This window comes from Pseudothermotoga thermarum DSM 5069 (assembly GCF_000217815.1).
GTDB classification, from domain to species: domain Bacteria; phylum Thermotogota; class Thermotogae; order Thermotogales; family DSM-5069; genus Pseudothermotoga; species Pseudothermotoga thermarum.
On the sequence record NC_015707.1, the window covers coordinates 623119 to 645093 of the forward strand.

A 21975-nucleotide genomic window follows, 5' to 3' on the forward strand; every position below is an offset into this window, starting at 1 on the left:
TTGAAGATGGTGAAAAACTTTGACGAACTTTCGCCGCAGGAAATAGTGAGAGAGCTTGATAGATACATAATCGGTCAGTATGCCGCTAAAAAAGCGGTTGCTATTGCCATTAGAAACCGAATTAGAAGACAAAAATTGCCTGAGGAATGGAGAAAAGAGGTTCTTCCGAAAAACATTTTGATGATAGGTCCAACTGGTGTGGGTAAAACTGAGATTGCAAGAAGGTTGGCGCAGCTTTCAGGTTCTCCGTTTTTGAAAGTTGAAGCAACTCGTTACACCGAGGTTGGATACGTTGGTAAAAACGTTGAATCCATGATACGCGATCTTGTAGAAATCAGCGTCAACATGGTTAAGAAGGAGAAAATGGATGAAGTTAAAGAAAAAGCGGAACAAATGGTTGAAGAAAGAATCCTCGATGCACTCATTCCCGAATCACGCAGACCACAGCCAACTGGTATAATGGCTTTATTTGGTCCGCAACCTTCGCAACAATCTCCGGAGGAAAGGAAATTGCTAAGACAGAAAAGGGAAGAGTTGAGACAAAAACTTCGCGCTGGTGAACTTGAGAACGAAATGATAGAAATTGAGGTGGAAAAAGAAGCCGCGCCTTTCGTTGGAGTCATGGGACCAGCGGAATTGGAGGATCTTGGAATAGACTTAACTTCCATGCTTGGGAACTTACTTCCAAAGACTCGTCAAAAGAAGAGAGTAACAGTTTCGGAAGCCAGAAAGATTCTACTTCCAATTGAAGCTGAAAAACTCTTGGATATGGATAAAGTAATTCAGGAAGCTCTCGACAGAGCTCAAAACAGGGGAATAATCTTCATCGATGAGATCGACAAAATAGCCATCAAATCCACCGGTGCTGGTCCAGACGTTTCAAGGCAAGGTGTTCAAAGAGATTTACTTCCAATAGTTGAAGGTACAACTATCATGACGAAATACGGCCCTGTGAGAACCGACTACATTCTCTTCATAGCTTCAGGTGCATTTCACATGAGTAGACCTTCTGATTTGATTCCAGAGCTTCAAGGGCGTTTTCCAATAAGAGTCGAGCTTTCACCATTAACAAAAGAAGACTTTGTGAGAATCTTGACAGAACCGCAGAATGCTATCATCAAGCAATACCAAGCCCTTCTTTCAACGGAAGGCGTTGAGCTTGTTTTCACCCCAGATGGTGTTGAAGAAATAGCCAAAATAGCATACGAATTGAATCAGCGCCTTGAGAACATTGGTGCAAGAAGGCTTTACACCGTTGTTGAAAAAGTTCTTGAGGATGTATCGTTCCAAGCGCCTGACATACCAACGAAAAAAGTCATCATTGACGCTGCTTACGTTCAGTCGAAACTTTCGAAGATTATCAAAGACGAGGATTTGAGTTCTTACATACTGTAGTCTAGGAGGGTTTTATGAAAAGAAGAACCAGAGAGGCGCTGTTGGCTTATTTGTTTTTGTTGCCGTCTTTTGTTATACTTGGCATTTTTGTTTTTTGGCCAATAGGTTTTTCTTTTGTGCTGAGTTTTTTCAAGTGGGATTTCAAAAACATGAAAAATCCCGTTTTCGCTGGACTTGAAAATTACAGAGAGCTTTTTCGTTTCTTTACACCACTGAGCCATTCCTTTGCTCATTCACTTTTGTCGACTTGTTTGATATTTATCCTTTGTTTAGGAATAGTGGTTGCGATTTATGGATTGGTTGGAACAAAAAAGCCTATTACCCTAGCGCTGTTGATTCTATCTTTGATGGGAGTTCTTTTTATACAAGGAGGATTTGCAGTCGTCTTGGGAATTGTTGTTTTGGCATTGGCAATCTATCTAATCATCAAAAACAAATTCTTCTTGAAACATTTGGCTGGAATTTTGAGCTTTACATTCATAGGTTTTATAGTGGCATTGATGTATGATCATAGGGTGTACACAGTGGTGGATTTCTTGCTGGAAGGAAAAGAACGCAACGTTTTCATCAAAGCCATATACAACACCGTGTATTATGTTTTGTTGACTGTTCCAATTACCTTGGCTTTGTCGTTGTTTGTGGCGATTTTGCTGAACAGCAACGTGAAATTTAGAACCCTTTTTACCACCATTTATTTCATCCCGTTTGTGACATCATCTGTGGCTATTTCGTTGGTTTGGAGATGGATTTTCGATGACCATTTTGGTTTGTTGAATTATTTGCTTTCGTTTTTGAATATCCAGAGGATTGCATGGTTGAAGGACGAAAAATGGACGATACCGACGATTGCTATCGTTTCGATATGGAGGACCATTGGGTATGATGCCGTTATTTTCCTGGCGGGATTGCAGAACATAGATAAAACTTATTATGAAGCCGCAGAGGTTGATGGTGCCAAAGCTTGGCATAGATTTTTCTACATAACTTGGCCTTTGCTTTCTCCAACTACGTTTTTCCTTTTGATCGTTTCCATGATAAGTTCGTTCAAAGTTTTCACAGAGGTTTATGTTTTGTACTCAGGTTTACCTGGACCATATAACAACAGCGGTATGACGATGGTTTATTACGTGTTCGATCGCTTTTACGTTCAACAAAGAATGGGAATAGCTTGTGCGGCAGCTTACATATTGGTCGCGATAGTCCTTGTCTTGACGGCAATACAATTTATGGCTGGAAAGAAAGTTGTTCATTACGTTTCATGAGGTGATGGAATGCTAAAACTGTTTGTGAGAATTTTGATCTACCTTCTACTGGCTGCAGGCGCGATAATCATGCTTCTACCATTTGCATGGATGGTTTCGACTTCTTTCAAAACTAGAAGCGAAGTTGAAAAGTGGCCACCACAATGGGGTTCGAAAAACTTTTCAAGAGAATGGAATGTAAAAGTCAGAGTAAGCAGTAGATCGCTTGGTGGATTGGACTGGCGCGGACTCACTCTGAGGGAAGCTTTGACTTTGCAAAACATTGAACAAATAGAGAATGTTCTTTCAATTGTCATAACCGATGATCCTGTTTATAGAGGGACTTTGATTCTAAAGTTCCCCGACGATTGTTCTTATTTGATCGGGGGACTTGATGTCAGCGAATTTAAGGAATTTGCTTTTAGTTTGCAATCCATGACAAAAGTTAAGGAAGTGAAAGCACTGCTTGAGCGATTTGGCAACGATCCTGAACCGTTTTTTGCCGCTTTCTTTGGTTTGTACACACAGGGTTTGAATGCTGTGCTTGAAAGGAGAAATTACGTTTCAATGGTTGAAAATGCCATCAAAACTGCTTTGAACCAAATTGAGATTTTTGAAAGGTACAGTGGAAGAATTCCTGAAGATTTTAAAGATGAGTACCTTCAGCATTTACAATTGTCCCGTGTTGCTTTTAACGATCTTTTATCGAATATAACAATTTTTAGAAGAGGAGCTGTTTTAATTCTTCAACCTGATGAAATTGAAAAGATATCCAATCTGATCCGTGAATGTTTAACAGCGGTTTCAACAGAAAGACTGAGCGAGGAATTACGCAACCATCCTGTTGTTCAACTTCTCAAAACCAGAGTTGTTGAGCCTGTAGAACAAGTGGCAAACGTTATAGATACATATACCTTTGTCTTGCAGTATTTCAAGTCTATCCAAAAAGATCGTCCCGATAACCTTTTGCTTGTTTTCACCTTTCCAACCGAGCAAGAGAAGCGAGATCTTTTTCTTGAAAGTTTAGCTCAAGCAAAAATCGAGGAAGACTTTGAGATACTGAAAAAATTTGTAAGTGAATCTTTGGAAGGTGTTCCGGAAAAATACGAAAAATTTCTTGACGAATTGATTTTCAAAGAGTTTTCTTATCTCAGTCTACCAAACCTTCGCTTTTATGTTCAACAGATCAAAATTGCTCTTTCTGGATTGAGGTCGGTTTTGACGAATTTCTCAGAATGGCTTTCGATGGAAGATTTCGATTCAACGATACATTTGATAAAATCCAATGCTTTGCTGAATCAAACAGCTTTAGCAGCTTTAGAACGTCTTGAGATGCTTTCCAAGCAAATTCCCGCAAGAGATTTTCAAAAATTGTTGGTTAGTGCGTACAAAAATCTGGAAAAAGTTTTCATCGTTAGGCAGATTGACTCCAAGGTCAAATCAGTGATGAAAATCATTTCATCGCCAAGTTTTGTCAAAGAAGTGAGGCTTAAGCAAAATCAGAACATAGAAATAGATCTTGTGAATGTTCATCCGGTTTACCTCGAAGACGAATCTTATGCTTTAACTGTTAAGTTCAATTTGAGAGAAATGTTTGGAAATATCTTTCATAACTACGTCACAGCTTGGAAAAGCGCACCTTTTGGAAGGTATTATTTGAACACGATATTTGTTTCTGTGGTTACAAACTGCTTTGGAAGTGATTTTATCGGCTATGGCGGCTTACGCTTTCTCCTTTATGAACTTCCTTGCAAAGAAGATCATCTTTGCAGCCTTTTTGGCTACGATGATGGTTCCAGGAGAAGTCTTGCTCGTACCGAACTTCATAACCATATCAAGGTTGGGATGGATAGATACTTACTATGCGCTTATAATTCCATGGATCGTCAGTGTTTTTGCGATCTTTCTTATGAGACAACACTTTTTGACATTGCCTTTGGAGCTTAAAGATGCCGCGATGATAGACGGTTCTTCCCATTGGAGATTTCTTTGGACCATAGTTGCTCCTCTTTCAAAACCTGTTATAATCACAAGTGCGCTGTTGAAATTTGTTGGCAGTTGGAACGCTTTCCTGTGGGTTTTAATAGTCACCAACAAGGACAAGTACAGAACATTGACAGTCGGATTGCAAACTTTTAGCACTGAAGTTGGAACTGTTTACAACCAACTGATGGCAGCTGCTACCATATCGATAATACCTGTTGTGGTTCTTTTCATCTTCACGCAAAGGTATTTCGTCAGAGGTATAGCCAGAACTGGTTTGAAATAGGTGATGACAGATGATGGTAAGCAGGTTAAAGACAAAAGGTAAAAAAAGGCAGAGATTTTTGAACAAAATCCTTCTCTTGATAGTCTTTTTTGTTGTTCTGGGACTTTTTTTGGCTAGTCACATTAGCTATTGGCAAGTCAAAGTTAAAAATCGCGAGTTGAAAAAAAGGCACGCACAAGTAGCCGAAGAGATAAACTTTCTGCAAGTGAGGATCTTTGAATTGCTCGAGGTGGAGGGAAGGAAAAATCAATGATTTTTGTGACAACATCCCATCACCCTGAGGCTTATCAAGTTGAACAAGCCATAAAACTTGCCAAAGAACTCGGTGTACCTTACCTTTCGAGGAGGCGAAACCCAAATCTGTTGGAAAAGTTAGACGATGATTACTGCTATGTTGTTGAAAAAGACAGAGTTGTGGTGAAATGGCGCGGAGGTTGTTTATTCTTTCACCCTTCAATCGCCAAAGTAAGAATGCGAAACATAAGAAACGGGTTAAAAGACCATTTGATAGAATGTTTGGAATTGGTTGGAAATGAAGTAATTTTGGATACTACTCTTGGACTTGCAAGTGAAGCGATATTGATGGCTGCCTTCCTTCCTAACGGCAAAGTTGTGGGACTTGAGGCGTCAGTTCCAATCTACATAGTTGTGAGAGAAGGATTGAAAAATTACAAAGCAAAAGAAGATTGGATAAACGAAGCGATGAAACGCATTGAGGTCATCAACGCGGATTTTAGGAAATTTATCGCCAACTCTCCCGATAATTCCTTTGATATTGTATATTGCGATCCGATGTTTGAAAACCCCGTATTTGAATCATCCTCGATGAATCCGCTTAGAATTTTCGCCAAATACGATACTGTTACACAAAAGGATGTTGATGAAATGCTAAGGGTTGCAAGAAAAAAGGTTGTGCTGAAAGCCCACCAGGAGGATACTCTTTTCAAAAGGATAAAGGTGCATAGGCTTGTTGGAAGCAAGCGAAGTAAAGTTTTGTACGGGGTGATAGAAAAAGAATGGTGATAATCACCGGACCAACGGGAGTTGGAAAAACTGAGCTTGTCATAGAAGCCTTTCAAGGTTTGAACGTTGAAATAGTTTCCGTTGATTCTAGGCAAATCTACAGGTACATGGACATTGGTACCGCAAAACCCACCAAGGAACAACAAAGTTTGATTAAACATCACTTGATCGATATCGTTGATCCTGATGAGTATTTCAGCGCTTACGATTTCAGACAAATGGCAATCAATGTTATAAAAGACATATTAAACCGTGGCAAAATTCCTTTGCTGGTTGGAGGCACTGGACTTTACATCGACACACTTGTACGTGGGATATTCGACGGCGTTCCAAAGGATGAACAACTGAGGCAAAAGCTTCTCGAAGAGGAAAAATCTCGTCCTGGTTCCCTTCGAGAGCAGTTGCTGAAGATTGACCATGTTAGTGCAGCAAAAATACACCCAAACGATCTAAAAAGAACCATAAGGGCTCTTGAGGTTTGGTACAAAACAAGAATACCACTGTCTGAGCATCAGAGAACTGCAAAACCTGTTGGTGATTTCAAAATAATCGTTTTGAATCGTGATCGAAAAGAGCTTTATGATAGAATAAACCGGAGAGTAGAAAAGATGATAGAACTTGGACTTGTGGATGAAGTGAAAAACCTGCTTGAACGCGGTTACACAAAAGATTTGAACTCCATGAAGACAATTGGATATCAAGAAGTGATAGAATATTTGGAAGGAAAGGCAGATTTTGAAACAACCGTTGAAAAGATAAAGAAGAATTCCAGAAACTTTGCGCGAAGACAGTTGATTTGGTTCAGAAGGTACAAAGATGCTGTTTGGTTGGATTGCTCTTGCCAAAGTATTGTGAAAAAAATTCAAGAGATAGTTTTAAATGATGCAAAACATATTTCTTTTTTTTGATTGGGGGGTTAAGGATGGCTGAGAAGTTCAATCTTCAAGACAGGTTTTTGAACACGTTGAGGGTGGGAAAGATCGAGGTAAAGATTTACTTGGTGAATGGATTTCAAACAAAAGGTTATATTCGATCTTTTGACAACTTTACGATCCTTCTTGAAAGTGAAAACCAACAAAGTTTGATCTACAAACACGCTATCAGCACAATAATGCCAACGACCTATGTGAAACTCTTTAAAGCCGAAGGAAAGGAGAAAGAAAAGGAGGAGGCGGAAGAGAAGTTTGAAAGTGAAGGAAATTGATACCGCTTTAAAACAATCAGCCATATTGGTGAGCATCAAAAAAGATCTCGATTCGTTGGAAGAGTTAAAGCAACTTTTGGCTAACCTAGAAGTAGAGGTAATAACAACTTTTGTTCAATCGCGCTTAGAACCTGATCCTGTGACTTACCTTGGAAAGGGAAAGCTCGAGGAGCTAAAGGCTTTAGTTCAGGCTTATCAACCATCATTTGTTGTGATCGATGGGGAAGTTAAACCATTGCAGGCGAAAAACATTGAAAAAATTTTACAAGTACCGCTCAAAGATAGAACTCAAGTTATACTTGACATTTTTGCAAAACATGCCACTACAGAAGAAAGCATACTGCAAGTTGAACTGGCGAAACTTTCCTATGAACTACCAAGGCTTGTAGGAGAGGGAAAGAGTCTTTCAAGAACAGGAGGCGGAATTGGTACCAGAGGTCCTGGTGAGCAGAAGATAGAGGAGAGAAGACGCTACATCAAGCGAAGAATTGCTTGGATTAGGAAAAAACTCGAAGAAATCAGGTTAAATCGAGAAATTCAAAGAAGAAAAAGGTTGGAAAGCGATTTACCAATGGTTTCCTTTGTTGGCTACACCAACGCTGGTAAATCCAGCTTGCTAAAAGTTCTCTCAAAAAGTGATATCGTTGTATCTGAGAAGATGTTCAGCTCCCTTTCCCCAGTTATAAGACGAGTTAAACTACCAAACGGCAGAGTTGTTTTGATGAAAGACACCGTTGGTTTTATCCGAAATGTTCCTCACACCATAATAGAAGCTTTTAAATCCACACTGGAGGAAATACTTTACTCTGATTTGCTGGCACTTGTTGTTGATGTTTCAGAAGAAAATTTTGCTGAAAAAATGAAAACATCCATCATGGTTCTCAAAGAACTTTCCGCTGAATCGATACCTCGGTTGATTGTTTTCAACAAGATAGATTTGGTTTCACCTGAAGTTTTGGAAAAGCTTACCACAATTTACCCAGAAGCTGTTTTTGTGAGCGCAAAAACAGGCAAAGGTATCGATGAATTCTTACAAAAAGTAACGGAAAAACTCTTTCAAAATGAAGCTGAAGAAATTTTTGAAATAGATCCAAGTGCGCTACCTACTGTAATGAAATATTGCGAGCTTTTAACAATAGTTCAAGAGGAATGGTGTAATGGCAAAATAAGGTTAAAATTAAAGGGTAGCAAAGACGTTCTTGAACGCTTGCGAAAGGTTGTCCTAGGAGGGATTGAAGAGTGAAAAAGATCTTTTTAATGGGTTTGTTAGTGGTAGCAGTATTAAGTTTTGGTACATCTTTTTTTATTTATCCGGTTGAAATTGGTCCGATTTTGACTGCCAGTTTCGGTGAGTTCAGAGGTACTGGCAACAGAGGACCGCACTTTCACATGGGGATAGATTTATCCACCAACATGAGATCTGGTGTTCCAATTCTTGCTGCAGCCGATGGGTGGTTGGTCAGAGTCGAGATAGACGAAGACGATATCTATGGTAACGTGATAGTTTTGGAACACGAAAATGGATATAGAACGTTGTACGCTCATCTGAGTGATTTTTCAAGCAAAGTGCAGGACATAGTGAGATCCGTTGTCAACGAGTTTGGGAAAAGGCGGATAGTCGTTGAATTTCCGGAGAAGACTATTTTTTTCAAGGTTGGTGAGGTTATTGGTTTTTCTGGAAGAACCGGAGAAGCTGCTCAACCTCATTGCCATTTTGAAGTCAGAAGTTTAGATGAAAGTGTTTGCTACGATCCCATGGACTTTTTGCCGCTGGTTATTCCAAGCGATGCTAGGTTTGAAGTAAGAAGTCTTATAATAGATGGTGAACGTTATACCTATTCTCCAGGAAGGGTATATCTTTTCAAAGGAGATATTCCAAAAATAGCAATCAACGCAGTGACGGTGAGCGGAAGAAATGTTTTGGGGCTCAAACGAATAAGGCTGTACTTTGATGGTACTTTAGCTTATGAATTGGATTTTTCAACAATTCCATGGAACGAGTTCAACAACGTTTGGGCAATTTACACAAGAGATTCCGTGTCCGATGGTTATACGTATTCTGCTTGGTATAAACTGTATCCTGAACTTGGAAGTTCTCTTGTAAAGGTGAACAGGTTTGCGGAAATTGCACGTTTACCAAAACAAAGTCGAGTGAAGATTACATTAACTGATGTTTGGAACAGGAACTTCGATGTAGAGTTTTTGGTAGAAAGAAGGTGAAGAATGTTCTTTTTTAAGAAAAAGCCAAAGGATATTTCGTTAAACCCATTTTACAAAGAAGGGAATATCTTTGTTGTGTACTTTAAATGTGATAAATGTGGCGAATATTTTAGAAGTCATCTTAGAATAGGTTACGATTTTATAAACGATTACGACAATCCGTCGACACCGTATAAAATAGACAAGGTCTATGTAGGCTCTCGATGCCCGAACAAAATTCACTTGCAAGCATCTTTTACAGCTGGTTACAAGGTCAAATTTGTGAATCTAGATGGTGGTAAGTTTGTCACAAAAGAAGAGTATGAAAGTGTTGCAAAAAGAGGAGGATGAGAAATGAAAAAGTTGTTTACAAGTGAGAGTGTTACTGAAGGTCATCCTGATAAAATGGCCGATCAAATTTCGGATGCCATACTCGATGCAATACTCGAGCAAGATCCAAATGCAAGGGTAGCGGTTGAAACCTTAGTGACGACAGGACTGGCAATCGTTGCAGGTGAAGTTACGACCGAGGCTTACGTTGATATTCAAGACATCGTTAGAAAAACTATATTGGAGATCGGTTATACAAGGGCTAAGTACGGTTTTGACGGAGAGACTTGTGGTGTCTTAACGTCGATTCACAATCAATCCCCAGACATTGCGATAGGTGTCAACAAGGCTTTGGAAGCAAGAGAAAAGAACAACGATGTTGACGAGTACGACAAAATAGGTGCAGGAGATCAGGGTATGATGTTTGGATACGCAACCAACGAAACACCGGAGTACATGCCTTTGCCCATTATGCTTGCCCACAAATTGGCTATGAGGTTAGCTCAGGTTAGAAAAGAAAAGATAGTTCCTTTCCTGAGGCCAGACGGAAAAACGCAAGTGACAGTAGAGTATGATGAGAACGGAAAACCAGTTGCTGTCGATACGATTTTGATTTCCGCTCAACATGAGCCCGATGTGAGCTTGCAAGACCTTCGTGATGCACTCATAGAGTACGTGATCAAACCTGTTATACCGGAACAGTACATGAAAAAAGACACGAAAATATTGATTAACCCAACCGGTAGGTTTGTCCTTGGTGGTCCTTCTGCGGACACTGGTTTGACCGGTAGAAAGATAATCGTTGACACTTATGGTGGATGGATACCGCACGGTGGAGGAGCCTTCAGTGGTAAGGATCCAACAAAGGTTGATAGATCTGCTCATTACATGGCAAGATACGTTGCGAAGAATGTTGTTGCAGCTGGGCTTGCCGATAAATTCATGATTCAGGTAGCTTACGCCATAGGAAAGGCAAGGCCTGTTTCCATGATGATAGAAACGTTTGGAACTTGCAAAGTTGACGAGGAAAAGCTCAAAAAAGTGATAAATGAAATATTTGACTTTAGACCAAAAGCCATAATTGATAGGTTAAAGCTGCTTAGACCGATTTACAAAAAAACCGCTGCTTACGGACACTTTGGCAGAAATGATCCTGATTTTACGTGGGAAGCTTTGGATGCCGTCCCAGAATTGAAAAGGGCATTCAATCTATAGAATTTAAGGGAGGTGTTATTTGACAATGCCTGGCAAAAAGAAAAACAAATCCGCAGAAAAGAGGCACAGACAGTCTTTAAAGGCTAGGGTAAGAAATAAATCCTACATAACTAGAATGAAGAATGCTGTGAAGAAAGTTCTGCAGGCTGTTAAGGCTGGAGAAAGCAAGGAAAAGATCGATGAGTTGGTAAAACAAGCGATTTCCGTTATCGATAAAGCCGCAAGTAAAGGTGCTATTCACAAAAATCAAGCGGCAAGAAGAAAGTCACGCTTGATGAAAGTTGTGAACAGCGCCGTTAAGGTTTGATGAAAATGTGAAAAAATATTCCCGATCTTTTAAATCTGTTTTTCTTTGAAATTTCCAGCACCGCCACAAAGGTGCTGGATTTTATTTGTATGATAAAATTCCTATAGGAGAAATGCGTGTGAAGAGGCTGCAAGTTTTGACGATACTTTGTCTTTTGTTTTTGGGTTCAAGCATAGGTTATTACGTTGGGACAAACGGATGGTTTGTCCTAGGTTGGTATTTGCTCTTGTTTGGGCTTGTCTGTTATTTTTTGCTTAAAGACGGCGTTGATTTGAAAAGTTTGTTTTCAATAAAACCAAAGCATTTTTTCAAATCGTTGTTGGCCATACCAATACTTTATCTTGTTTTGATTCCAGTAAGCTTGGTCTTTTCAACTTTGAATGAACCAATTGAGTCGGTTAAACTCAATTTTCCAATGGTTGTCTCCTTAGTTGCTGTTGGACCTTTGGCTGAGGAAATGATCTTTCGCGTTTATTTTCAAGACTTGTTGAGAAAAAGGTTTAACGTCAACGCAACAATAATTCTATCTTCCATCTTTTTTGCGGTCTTGCATCCTGTGAGTATTTTCCCACAGGTGTTCGTCATCGCAGTTTTTTTAAGTACTCTTAGGGAAATCTATGGTTCCATAACACCTTCTGTCGTGGTTCATTGTCTAAACAATGCGGTGGCAATGTTATTCAGTGCTCTGACTTGAAAGGGGTGATGCGCTGATGTTTGACAAGTTTTCCGAAAAGTCCGCGCAGGTTTTCGTTGAGGCGCAAAACGAAGCAAAAGAAATGGGACATTCTTATGTGGGTACAGAGCATATTTTGCTTGCCATATTGAAGCAGGAATCCGCCTTGTCAGAAAGCCTTGCGGAAATGGGTATAACTTATTCTAGAGCAAAGAATGAAGTTATTTCCATAGTTGGTATGGGAATGCGTGGCATGACAAGCTCGCCACAGATGACTCCTCGTGCAAAAAGGATCATTGAGCTAGCTTACGAGGAGGCAAAGTATCTTGGTAGCGAGAAAATACAACCTGAGCACCTTCTGCTTGGAATCATAAGAGAAGGAGAAGGGATAGCAGTTCACGTTCTTAGAAAAATGGGAGCAGACCTCGGAGCTCTTAGACGCATAATCATTGAAAACAGCTCGTTTAGAATAAACGACTTTGAATCCGACAAAGGTTTGGAAAACGCTTCGGTGAGGCAGCTTGAAGGATTTGGAATAGATTTGACCGCTCTTGCGATGAAAAATCAGCTTGATCCAGTCATAGGTAGGGATGAGGAAATAGAAAGAGTAATGCAAGTTTTGGTAAGAAGAAAGAAAAACAACCCTGTTCTGATCGGTGAGCCCGGTATAGGAAAAACTGCGATAGTTGAAGGTTTGGCTCAAAGAATTGTGGCAGGCGAAGTTCCAGAACCATTGAAGAGAAAAACCATCTTTGCTCTGGATGTTGCAGCTTTGGTTGCCGGTACCAAGTATCGTGGAGAGTTCGAAAAAAGGATGAAAAAACTTTTGCAAGTTGTTACCAGAGACCCCAATATAATTCTCTTCATAGATGAAATTCACACCATAGTTGGTGCCGGGTCGGCGGAAGGTGCTATAGATGCCGCAAACATCCTTAAGCCAGCTTTGGCTCGCGGTGAGGTTAGATGCATAGGTGCTACCACACCAGACGAGTATCGAAAGTACATAGAAAAGGATGCGGCTTTGGAAAGAAGGTTCCAGAAAATTTACGTCAGAGAACCTACTCCTGAGGAAACTTTGGAAATCCTCAAAGGGTTGAGATCGAAGTACGAAGCTCATCACAGAGTCAGGTACAGCGATATGGCACTTGAAGCAGCTGTTTATCTTTCAAAACGTTATATTACCGATCACTTCTTGCCTGATAAAGCGATAGACGTCATAGACGAGGCTGGTGCAAGGGCTCGTTTGAGAAGTTTCGTGCTCCCACCTGAACTTCGCGAGCTTAAAAAACAACTTGATCAAATAAAGGCTGAAAAAGAACTTGCGGTTTTGAACCAAGATTATGAAAAAGCTGCAGAATTGAAAGAGCGTGAGAGAATTTTGACGCAGACTTACAACGAGCAGTACGAACAATGGAGAAAGAGCGTGGAAACGAAAATAATAGACGTAGGAGTTGATGACGTTGCAGAGGTTGTTTCAAGCTGGACGGGTATACCCTTGACGAAACTTGAAGAAAGCGAAAGCGTAAAACTCCTTAACCTTGAAAAAGTTCTCCATGAAAGAATAGTTGGTCAAGACGAAGCGATAAAAGCCGTTGCAAGGGCTATCAGAAGGGCAAGAAGCGGTTTGAAAGATCCAAGAAGACCTATTGGAGTGTTCTTGTTCCTTGGCCCTACTGGTGTTGGTAAAACGGAGCTCACAAAAGTTCTTGCCACTCATCTATTTGGTGATGAAAAAGCTCTAATAAGATTTGACATGAGCGAATATATGGAAAGATTCTCAGTTTCTCGTTTGATCGGAGCGCCTCCAGGATACGTTGGTTACGAAGAAGGTGGAACGTTGACGGAAAAAGTGCGAAGAAGACCGTTCTCCGTGATACTTTTTGACGAAATTGAAAAAGCTCACCCGGATGTGTTCAACATATTGCTTCAGATAATGGACGAAGGAAGGCTGACGGATTCACAAGGTAGGGAAGTTGACTTCAGGAACACGATAATAGTCATGACGAGCAACATTGGAGGTACTTTGATAAACAAGTCGAAGCGAACGCTTGGATTTGTATCGGAAGATAACTTCCAGCAAGAATACGAGGAAATCAAGCAGTTGGTCCTTGAAGAGGTCAAGAAAACCTTTAGACCAGAGTTTCTCAACCGCATTGACGAAATAATAGTCTTCCACCCGTTGACAAGAGAACACATAGAAAAGATTGTCGATATCTTGGTTTCAGATTTGCGTGAGAGGTTGAAAGAGAAGAATCTGAGCTTGGTTTTGACAAAAGAAGCCAAGGATTTGTTGATCGAAAAAGGTTTCGATCCAGTGTACGGCGCCAGACCACTTAAGAGAGCAATACAGCAACTGCTCGAAGATCCTTTAGCTGAGGAAATTTTGAGAGGTAAGTTCAATCCAGGCGATACGATTGTTTGTAAGGCTTCGGCAGGTAGGATAATATTCACAAAAAGAAAACAAAGAGCGGGAGCTTTGAGCTAATGAAGGAAAAATCGAGCTTTGTCTGCAGCAACTGTGGCTACAAATCCCCAAAGTGGTTTGGGAAATGTCCACAATGTGGCCTTTGGGATACCGCTGTTGAACAAATGGAAAATTCTTCAAAGCCAAAGATCCGTGAAACTAAAGTTTTGTCTCTTGAAGAAATAGCTAAAACCAGCAATGTATCCAGGTCGAGCACGGGTTTTTCTGAACTTGACACTGCCCTGGGAGGTGGTTTGATCCCAGGGCAGGTTCTTTTGCTAGGTGGAGAGCCTGGGGTAGGAAAAAGTACCTTGGCACTACAAATCTGCAATTTCTTTTCTTCACTTGGAAAGAAGGTTCTTTACATAACCGCTGAAGAATCGCCAGAACAAGTGGCTCTTAGAGCGCAAAGACTTGGAGCCAAAAATATCGGAAAGGTAATGATAACAGCGGAGAACGATCCTGATGTTGTCTTACAACTGGTTGATTCGAGTTTTTCCCTTCTAGTAATAGATTCTCTTCAAACGATGTATTCACCAGAACTTGGGTTGTACGCAGGTAGTGTTGCACAAGTTCGATACACAGTTGAAAGAACCATTGAACGTTGCAAAACCTTTGGTGTACCAGCAATACTCATTGCACACGTCACAAAAAGTGGAGAAATTGCTGGACCAAAGCTCATAGAACATCTTGTAGACACGGTGGTTTACTTTGAAGGGGAACAGTTGACGGAGTTGAGGATACTTAGAACTGTGAAAAATAGATTTGGACCATCTGGTGAGATCGCAGTCTTTGAAATGACCGAAAATGGTTTAAAACAACTTGAAACTTTTGGATTTTTCGATAGAGTCGAGCAACTCTCTGGTAACAGTTTATCTTGTGTTATCGAGGGCTCAAGGGCTTTTGTGGTTCAAGTTCAGGCATTGGTCTCAAAAACAAGATCGTCGGTTCCAAAAAGGATAAGCAGTGGGTACGATTTAACCAGGCTTTACTTGATCATAGCGGTTGTGAGTAAGCAGTTGAACTTTCCGTTCGAGTGGCACGATGTTTATGTAAACGTCTTAGGCGGACTTCGTATAACCGATACCGCTGTTGATGCAGCCGTTGCGGGCGCTTTAATTTCTTCCTACCTTGATATACCAATTGGAGATGTTGCTTTGTTAGGTGAATTGAGCTTGGATGGACGCATCAAAAGTGTCAGTCGTTTGCAAACGAGGATAGAAGCTTTGAAAAAGATTGGGATTGAAAAGATTTTAAGTCCAACTTCTTTTAATTTGAAAGGAAACATTATCGAAATAAAAACTGTGAAAGATCTTGGTAAGATAATTGGAGGTGTTCAAATCTGATAGAAAGTTCTATTTTGGAAAAGATAGCTCTTCTTTCTCCTGGTACGAAGTTAAGAAAAGCATTAGAAGACATAATAGCAGCTAACTTGGGAGCGTTGTTGTTTTTTGTAGACGATGTGAACAAGTACAGAAACATCATGCAAGGAGGATTTGAACTCAACTGTTCTTTTACACCAGAAAGACTGTACGAACTTGCAAAGATGGATGGGGCAATCATTTTGTCCGAAGATGTCACAAAGATATTTTCAGCCAATGTTCATTTGGTACCAGATCCAAACATTCCAACTACGGAAACTGGTATAAGACACAGAACGGCAGAAAGGGTTGCCAAGCAAACGGGAAAAATGGTTGTCGCCATCTCGAAAAGGAGAAATGTGATAAGCCTTTACGTGGGAGATTACAAGTACGTACTGAACGACAGAAGATTGCTCATGACCAAAAGTACACAGGCTTTGAATGCTTTGGAAAAATATCGAACAAGTTTTGAGAAAATTTTTTCGACCATCGAAAACGAAGAACTAAGGGGTATTTCGATCTATGATGTTGCAAGGGCGATCGAAAAAGCTTTGATCATGCTGAGGATATGGGAAGATATATATCCCTACATCGTTGAACTTGGCGAGGATGGTAAGCTCATAAGCTTGCAAATGAGCGAACTTTTGGAAGGTTTAGATGACATCGTTTTCCTTTTGGTCATGGATTACAGTTTTGATGAGTTGAAAATGGAGGACGCAAAAAGGTTGATTTCGAAAATGAAGGAAGAGCGTGACTTATCTACTTTAAGAATAGTAAAATACCTTGGTTGGGATGTTCAAAGCGTTGCACAGGCGATGGAATTAGTTTACTTACCCAGGGGATACAGGATTTTGAAATATTTTGCAAAGTTACCGATAACTGTTTCAGCGAAAGTCGTTGAAAGATACAAGAATTTGAAGGCTTTACTGACTGCCACAATTCAGGAACTGATGTCGATAGAGGGTGTTGGAGAAAAGAGAGCGCATGCCATTTTAGATGTAGTGGAGATCTTGAAGAGTAAAATAAAACAGTTATGATAAAATTACTCTTGTCAAGACTTGCAAAAAGGAGGAGACACTATGAAAAGAACTTACCAGCCGAGCAGAAGGAAAAGACAAAGAACGCATGGTTTTCTTGTCAGGTCTAGAACCCCTTCGGGAAGGAAGGTGCTAGCTAGACGCAGGGCGAAAGGAAGGTGGAGACTGGCAGTTTGAAACGGTTTTCACTTTCCAAAAACGAAAGACTTAGGCTTACCAAAGATTTTGAAAGGGTTTTCCGCGAGGGTAAAATGTTGCAAAATGAGTTTTTTACGGTTATTTTTGCAAAAAATAACTTGGGTTACAGCAGGTTGGGGATAATTGTGAAGAAAAAATTTGGGAAAGCCCATGATAGAAACAAAGTTAAAAGGTGGATTAGGGAGATTTTCAGACACCACAAAGTAAACTTCAAGGAAGGTTATGACGTGTTGGTGATCCCGCGGAAAACCCTTTCTGTTGAATTTCACAACGTGGATTTTCATCGTATTAAAGATAGCTTGATTCCTTTGTTTGAGGAAATGGAAAAATCATGAGAAAGATTGCTCTTTGGTTGATAAGATTTTATCAAAAGTACATTTCTCCGTTGAAACCACCTTCTTGCAGGTTTGTGCCAACTTGTTCGGCTTATGCTTATCAAGCTATTGAACGTTTTGGATTGTTAAAAGGTGGTTTGCTCGCGATAAGAAGAATTCTAAGATGTAATCCTTTAAACCCAGGTGGATTTGATCCTGTTCCAGAAAAATTCGAACTAAGGAGGAGGTCAAGTTGAGAAAATTTTTGATCGTGGTACTCAGTTTTCTGGCTTTACTAGTTTTCGCCAAAAATGAGATAAGTGTAATCCAATTAAACAATGGAGTAAAGGTGAAGACTAGGTTTGCAGAGTACGAGTTCGATTTGTATGGAAACCTTTTGAACGTTTATATTGTTACTGAAAGAAGGTTGCACATTTTCGAGGCTTTTGGCGATGGTTTGGAACTGTACGATGAAGATGGAAAAATGCTAGAAGAAGTTGTTAGTTTTTCCATCCTTGGAACCGAAACAGCTCCAGGGAGTTTCTTAAGTGATGTTGCGCTTGTCTATGAGTACAAAGATGGAACAGTTAAAAACATCACGGTTAAGAACTCACCTGAGTATTTGCTCTTAGTTGAAGTAAAAACTGATCGAAAGCTTTTTCTTTCTTTACCCAGAGTGTGGTTTGAGGACAACGATAGGTTTGTAAGAGGTTACTTCATTTCCTTTGCACCCAAGAACAAAATTGTTTCGATAAGTAAATTTGACAAAGGAACTCTTGTTTTGAATAAGGTGCAATTTGATGGAGAATTGAAAGTAACAGTTCATATGGGACCTTTGAAAAGAATCTTTCTGAAAAAACTTTTCCCAGAGGATTATTCGGTAATAGTTTCCGAGTTAAGGACAATAAGGGGTACGACAAGTTGGTACGATCCTTTGTTCTACCCGTTGGTCTGGTTTTTCTGGTGGTTGTATGAGTTGACTAAAAACTTTGGCTGGGCGATAATTTTGTTCACCATTGTTGTAAGATTCATTTTGTATCCACTTTATCACGCTCAAACCAAGTCCATGATAAAACTGCGAAAAATCCAACCAAAAATTGAAGAGGTTAGAAAAAAGTACAAAGATCCTCAAAAGCAACAAGAAGCGTTGATGAAAATTTATCAAGAAGAAGGCGTCAACCCAGCCAGTGGTTGTTTGATGCTCTTGGTTCAACTTCCAATTTTCTTCCTTTTGTACGCGGTTATTCGCTACTTCCAAGAGGAATTTGCATATGGTAGTAGATTTTTGATATGGAACGATTTATCTGTAGGAGGTTTCTCCGCCAACGCAATTTTCATATTGATAACAATCGTTGCAAGTTATTACAACACACTCATAACGAGCACTGATACAAGGTCAGCTTGGCAGGGAATATTGATGTCCGTTATATTTCCATTCTTGTTCGTTGGTCTGCCAAGTGGTTTGTTCCTGTACTATACAACCAACACAGTTATTCAACTTATCGTTACGTATTACATCTACAAGCGTTATAAGATAAAGGGAATCACGACCAGAGAATTACTTGGACTTAGAGCCAAGAGGTGAAGGGCAATGCGAAAGGTTACAGTTTCAGCTTCAACTGTTGAGGAAGCACTTGAAATTGCGAAAAAGCAGCATAACTTGCTAGATGGTGAATTTGAATACAAAATTGTTGATAAGGGATTCAAAGGTTTCTTTGGATTGTTCGCAAGGAATGCAGTAGTAGAAATAACCTTCAAAAGTAATTATTACGAGCGCAAGTTGAGGGAGTTTTTTCAAACCATTTTTGCCAAATTTGGGCAAGTTGAAATCAACATTTCTTCATCTGGAAAGAAATTCACGGTAAAGCTAAACGGTGAAAATTTGAAAGAATGGGCTGTTAAAAACAAGGAAGTTGTTCCAGCGATTCAACATTTAGCCACAATACTCATAAATCGAGTCAGCGATACAAAATTGTGCGTGGAAGTTGATGTAGGAGATTTGAAGGAAAAGAGGCAGAAAAATTTACACGAAATAGTAGAACAAGCAATATCAAAGGTGAAAAATGGTGCTAAAAAGATAGTTTTAGAGCCAATGTCGGCAAAAGAAAGACGAATGGTTCACGAGCTTGTCAAGAGATACAAACATCTGAAAAGTTATTCTATTGGTGTTGAACCGTACCGAAGGGTTGTCATAGAGTATTATCAAGAGGAGAAAAATTAAGATCTCTTAAAAGCGTCTAAGGCTGCATAAGCTGCGGCAATTAACGGATCTTTTTGGATCTCACAGCTTCCTATTACACTTTTTTCCAATCCGTTTTGAAGTTTCGTCAAATGACACACTAAAAATTCTTTCCCAGCTAAGGTAATGATTCTAAGATCGTCTACAGAGAAGATCGAATCACTCAATTCGTCTAAAGCGTTAATAACAGCTTCTGCTGCGGTCTTAAGCTTTTGAATACTTGTTTTTGCCCCTTCTGCACTGCCTGTGTAAACTTCTCCAGCACGTTCAATGGTTACTTCCACTTTGATCTTCTTGCCCAAATCCTCTGTTCTTAATGAGGAAATCTCGTAATCGACAAAAGATTGTCCAGGGCTGGAAAGTTGGGCAACACTTATGATTTTCCTGTCAATTTTAATTCCTGTTGAAGCAAATATCGCTGTTTCAACATCTCGAACCACCTGTTTTGGATTTTTTTGTGAATCGGTTATGACGTGTATCTCCTTGATGCCTTCCTCGTCCGCGACGACTTTGACCCCATTTATTCCAGAGATTTGGGATATTATTGACTCGATTTTTTTAGGGTCAAGCATACTTTCCCCCCTTTTTTGATATTCTAACATGTGGTGATGAAGAATGAACATAGGAGTTTTGATGGCTGCTGGTAAAGGAACGAGGCTTGGTGATAAAATTCCAAAACAGTTTCTTGAACTTTGTGGAAAACCAATTTTTCTGTATAGTTTGGAAGCTTTTGAAAAATCTCAGAAGGTCGACGGATATTTGCTCATGGTTCCAGAAGAATACATTGGGTACGCTCAAAAGTTGGCTGTAAAAGCTGAGAAACTAAAAGCAATCTTAGCTGGTGGTGCAACCAGGCATGAGACTACTTTGATTGCATTGGAGCACTTAAAAACCTTTAATCCGAAGGTAGTCGTCTTCCACGATGCGGCAAGACCTTTTATCACCTCAAAACTCGTTGATGAGGTAATTGAGGCTGCCGAAAAACACGGGGCATCAACGGCGGCGGTAAAGATCTCCGACACCGTTGCGTATTGTGAGAACGGTTTTGTGAAGAATCATGTGTCGCGTGAAAATCTTTATCGAATTCTTACACCACAGGCTTTCAACTTCGAACTGGCATATCAAATTTTTCAAAGAATAAGTGGCGATGATGGCACCTTTCCTTTTGTTCAAGCAGGCCTAAAAGTTGCCATTGTACCATCGGATTATCTGAATTTCAAAATTACCTTTCCAGAGGATTACCAGGTAGCCAATTTGTTAGCAAGATTTTGGTTTGAAAGTCAAAGACAAACTTGACAAGAATTTTAAGCGATATGGTAATATATTTATAAAACCTGGTTTTGCCAGGTTAAAGAATTTTCAAAGGAGGTGTTGAGTGTGAAAAAAGCTTGCGTGCTGATCTTCCTTGCCGTGGTATTTGTTGTACTTTTTGCTCAAGAAATAACCGAGGTAAGGATCGGGGCTGGTTTTGAGATGACCGGACCGATAGCTGGTTACGGTCAAGCGTCTTGGGACGGTATAAAGCTTGCGATGAAGTTAAGGCCAACGGTCAACATCGGAGGTAAAGAGATTCCAGTTAGAGTTATTCTTATGGACAACAAGGGCGACAAAGCCGAGTCAGCGAACGTGGCAAGAAGGTTAATCGACGTTGAAAAAGTTTCTGCCATAATTGGTCCTTGCACAAGTTCGTGTGCACTTGCGGCTGGTGCCATTGCTGAGGAAAAGAAAGTTCCTTTGATAGGAACCACCACAACAAATCCTTTGGTTACTCAAGGTAAAAAATTTGTTTTCAGAGCTTGCTTTATCGATCCATTCCAAGGTGCGATACTTGCAAAGTTCGCGTGGGAACACTTGAAAGCTAAAAAAGTTGCCATTATGGTTGACGTGGCACAAGATTACGTCGTTGGTTTGGCCAACGAGTTCATGAAGGTTTTCAAACAGTTAGGTGGAACGTATTTCGTTGAGTATTACACAACCGGTGATCAAGATTTCTCTGCTCAGCTGACAAACGTTCTTGCAAAGAAACCCGACGTGATATTTATGCCTGGTTATTATGCCGAGATAGCTTTGATGTGTGTCCAAGCAAGACAACTTGGATTCAAAGGAGCTTTTTTGGCCGGAGATGGGGCCGACGCACCGGAGTTGATCGAAATCGGAGGAGATTTTGTTGAAGGACTTTACTACACAACATACTTCCATCCAGACGCAGATCTTTCTCCAAAGACGAAAGAGTTTGTCGAAGCTTATATGAAAGAATACGGCAGAAGAGCAGACGCTTTTGGGGCTTTGGCGTTTGATGCTTATAATTTGATTCTTGATGCAATCGAAAGAGCTCAATCTACAGATCCTGTCAAAATCCGTGATGCAATTGCTGCAACGAAAGATTTCGTCGGTGTTGCTGGTACGATAAGCTTCCCACCCAATTCTGGTGATCCAATCAAACCTGCTGTTATAAACACGATCAAAAATAGGCAATTTGTTCTTTACACGGTTATCCGACCGTAGA

The 21975-nt window shown here is 40.1% G+C and carries 24 protein-coding genes; 23 read left to right on the forward strand and 1 reads right to left on the reverse strand.

From position 1 onward, the window contains the following. The first annotated feature begins 9 nt into the window (after positions 1–9). The 21 genes from hslU to THETH_RS03210 all read left to right on the forward strand — a co-directional run bounded on the left by hslU (position 10) and on the right by THETH_RS03210 (position 19451). Entirely contained in the window at positions 10–1395 is a 1386-nt protein-coding gene (hslU, locus tag THETH_RS03110) for an ATP-dependent protease ATPase subunit HslU (protein ID WP_041446542.1), read from the forward strand. Between the two features lie 14 nt (positions 1396–1409). Then, positions 1410–2657, forward strand: coding sequence for a carbohydrate ABC transporter permease (locus tag THETH_RS03115; RefSeq protein ID WP_013931928.1), 1248 nt, complete (start codon positions 1410–1412; stop codon positions 2655–2657). A gap of 1717 nt (positions 2658–4374) precedes the next feature. After that, on the forward strand, positions 4375–4905 hold the full coding sequence (locus THETH_RS10755; protein WP_169310340.1) for a carbohydrate ABC transporter permease: 531 nt from the start codon (positions 4375–4377) through the stop codon (positions 4903–4905). A 10-nt stretch (positions 4906–4915) separates the two neighbouring features. Beyond that, positions 4916–5158: a hypothetical protein gene (locus THETH_RS03125; RefSeq protein ID WP_013931929.1), complete on the forward strand. Its 243-nt coding sequence runs from the start codon at positions 4916–4918 to the stop codon at positions 5156–5158. Further along, the gene (locus tag THETH_RS03130) at positions 5155–5928 is read left to right on the forward strand and encodes a class I SAM-dependent methyltransferase (protein WP_013931930.1); all 774 of its coding nucleotides are present in this window, start codon (positions 5155–5157) and stop codon (positions 5926–5928) included. The genes THETH_RS03125 and THETH_RS03130 overlap by 4 nt, the downstream gene beginning before the upstream one ends. After that, a complete protein-coding gene (gene miaA, locus THETH_RS03135; RefSeq protein WP_041446376.1) occupies positions 5922–6836 on the forward strand; it encodes a tRNA (adenosine(37)-N6)-dimethylallyltransferase MiaA in 915 nt (304 codons plus the stop codon). The genes THETH_RS03130 and miaA overlap by 7 nt, the downstream gene beginning before the upstream one ends. A 14-nt stretch (positions 6837–6850) precedes the next feature. Then, positions 6851–7132, forward strand: coding sequence for an RNA chaperone Hfq (gene hfq / locus THETH_RS03140; RefSeq protein ID WP_013931932.1), 282 nt, complete (start codon positions 6851–6853; stop codon positions 7130–7132). Continuing rightward, positions 7119–8375 carry a GTPase HflX gene (gene hflX / locus THETH_RS03145; RefSeq protein WP_041446543.1) on the forward strand — a complete coding sequence of 419 codons (1257 nt, stop codon included), beginning with the start codon at positions 7119–7121 and terminating at the stop codon, positions 8373–8375. Before hfq ends, hflX begins: the two co-directional genes overlap by 14 nt. Further along, the gene (locus THETH_RS03150) at positions 8372–9352 is read left to right on the forward strand and encodes a M23 family metallopeptidase (RefSeq protein WP_013931934.1); all 981 of its coding nucleotides are present in this window, start codon (positions 8372–8374) and stop codon (positions 9350–9352) included. Before hflX ends, THETH_RS03150 begins: the two co-directional genes overlap by 4 nt. A gap of 3 nt (positions 9353–9355) precedes the next feature. Continuing rightward, entirely contained in the window at positions 9356–9682 is a 327-nt protein-coding gene (locus tag THETH_RS03155) for a hypothetical protein (protein ID WP_013931935.1), read from the forward strand. Positions 9683–9685: 3 nt separating this feature from the next. Next, positions 9686–10876 (forward strand): methionine adenosyltransferase, encoded by a 1191-nt coding sequence (gene metK / locus THETH_RS03160; protein WP_013931936.1) that lies wholly within the window; start codon positions 9686–9688, stop codon positions 10874–10876. Positions 10877–10901: 25 nt separating this feature from the next. Beyond that, the gene (gene rpsT, locus THETH_RS03165; protein ID WP_013931937.1) at positions 10902–11183 is read left to right on the forward strand and encodes a 30S ribosomal protein S20; all 282 of its coding nucleotides are present in this window, start codon (positions 10902–10904) and stop codon (positions 11181–11183) included. Positions 11184–11301: 118 nt separating this feature from the next. Beyond that, positions 11302–11877 (forward strand): CPBP family intramembrane glutamic endopeptidase, encoded by a 576-nt coding sequence (locus THETH_RS10280; protein ID WP_013931938.1) that lies wholly within the window; start codon positions 11302–11304, stop codon positions 11875–11877. Between the two features lie 16 nt (positions 11878–11893). After that, positions 11894–14341 carry an ATP-dependent Clp protease ATP-binding subunit gene (locus THETH_RS03175; protein ID WP_013931939.1) on the forward strand — a complete coding sequence of 816 codons (2448 nt, stop codon included), beginning with the start codon at positions 11894–11896 and terminating at the stop codon, positions 14339–14341. Then, the gene (radA, locus tag THETH_RS03180) at positions 14341–15666 is read left to right on the forward strand and encodes a DNA repair protein RadA (RefSeq protein ID WP_013931940.1); all 1326 of its coding nucleotides are present in this window, start codon (positions 14341–14343) and stop codon (positions 15664–15666) included. The genes THETH_RS03175 and radA overlap by 1 nt, the downstream gene beginning before the upstream one ends. A 14-nt stretch (positions 15667–15680) precedes the next feature. Continuing rightward, positions 15681–16718, forward strand: coding sequence for a DNA integrity scanning diadenylate cyclase DisA (disA, locus tag THETH_RS03185; protein WP_245530543.1), 1038 nt, complete (start codon positions 15681–15683; stop codon positions 16716–16718). 42 nt (positions 16719–16760) lie between these two features. Beyond that, complete coding sequence (rpmH, locus tag THETH_RS03190) at positions 16761–16895, forward strand: 50S ribosomal protein L34 (RefSeq protein WP_013931942.1); 135 nt, start codon at positions 16761–16763, stop codon at positions 16893–16895. Further along, positions 16892–17251 carry a ribonuclease P protein component gene (rnpA, locus tag THETH_RS03195; RefSeq protein ID WP_013931943.1) on the forward strand — a complete coding sequence of 120 codons (360 nt, stop codon included), beginning with the start codon at positions 16892–16894 and terminating at the stop codon, positions 17249–17251. Before rpmH ends, rnpA begins: the two co-directional genes overlap by 4 nt. Further along, on the forward strand, positions 17248–17487 hold the full coding sequence (gene yidD, locus THETH_RS03200; RefSeq protein WP_013931944.1) for a membrane protein insertion efficiency factor YidD: 240 nt from the start codon (positions 17248–17250) through the stop codon (positions 17485–17487). The genes rnpA and yidD overlap by 4 nt, the downstream gene beginning before the upstream one ends. Next, complete coding sequence (gene yidC / locus THETH_RS03205) at positions 17484–18815, forward strand: membrane protein insertase YidC (RefSeq protein WP_013931945.1); 1332 nt, start codon at positions 17484–17486, stop codon at positions 18813–18815. The genes yidD and yidC overlap by 4 nt, the downstream gene beginning before the upstream one ends. A 6-nt stretch (positions 18816–18821) precedes the next feature. Then, positions 18822–19451, forward strand: a complete 630-nt coding sequence (locus tag THETH_RS03210) for a R3H domain-containing nucleic acid-binding protein (protein ID WP_013931946.1) — start codon at positions 18822–18824, stop codon at positions 19449–19451. Here the strand turns inward: THETH_RS03210 and THETH_RS03215 are convergent. Then, entirely contained in the window at positions 19448–20041 is a 594-nt protein-coding gene (locus tag THETH_RS03215) for a hypothetical protein (RefSeq protein ID WP_013931947.1), read from the reverse strand. The two genes, THETH_RS03210 and THETH_RS03215, sit on opposite strands and share 4 nt — an antisense overlap. A gap of 43 nt (positions 20042–20084) precedes the next feature. Between THETH_RS03215 and THETH_RS03220 the strand changes: the two genes are divergently transcribed. After that, entirely contained in the window at positions 20085–20765 is a 681-nt protein-coding gene (locus THETH_RS03220; protein ID WP_013931948.1) for an IspD/TarI family cytidylyltransferase, read from the forward strand. 81 nt (positions 20766–20846) lie between these two features. Then, on the forward strand, positions 20847–21974 hold the full coding sequence (locus tag THETH_RS03225; protein ID WP_013931949.1) for an ABC transporter substrate-binding protein: 1128 nt from the start codon (positions 20847–20849) through the stop codon (positions 21972–21974). The last annotated feature ends 1 nt before the right edge of the window (position 21975 follow it).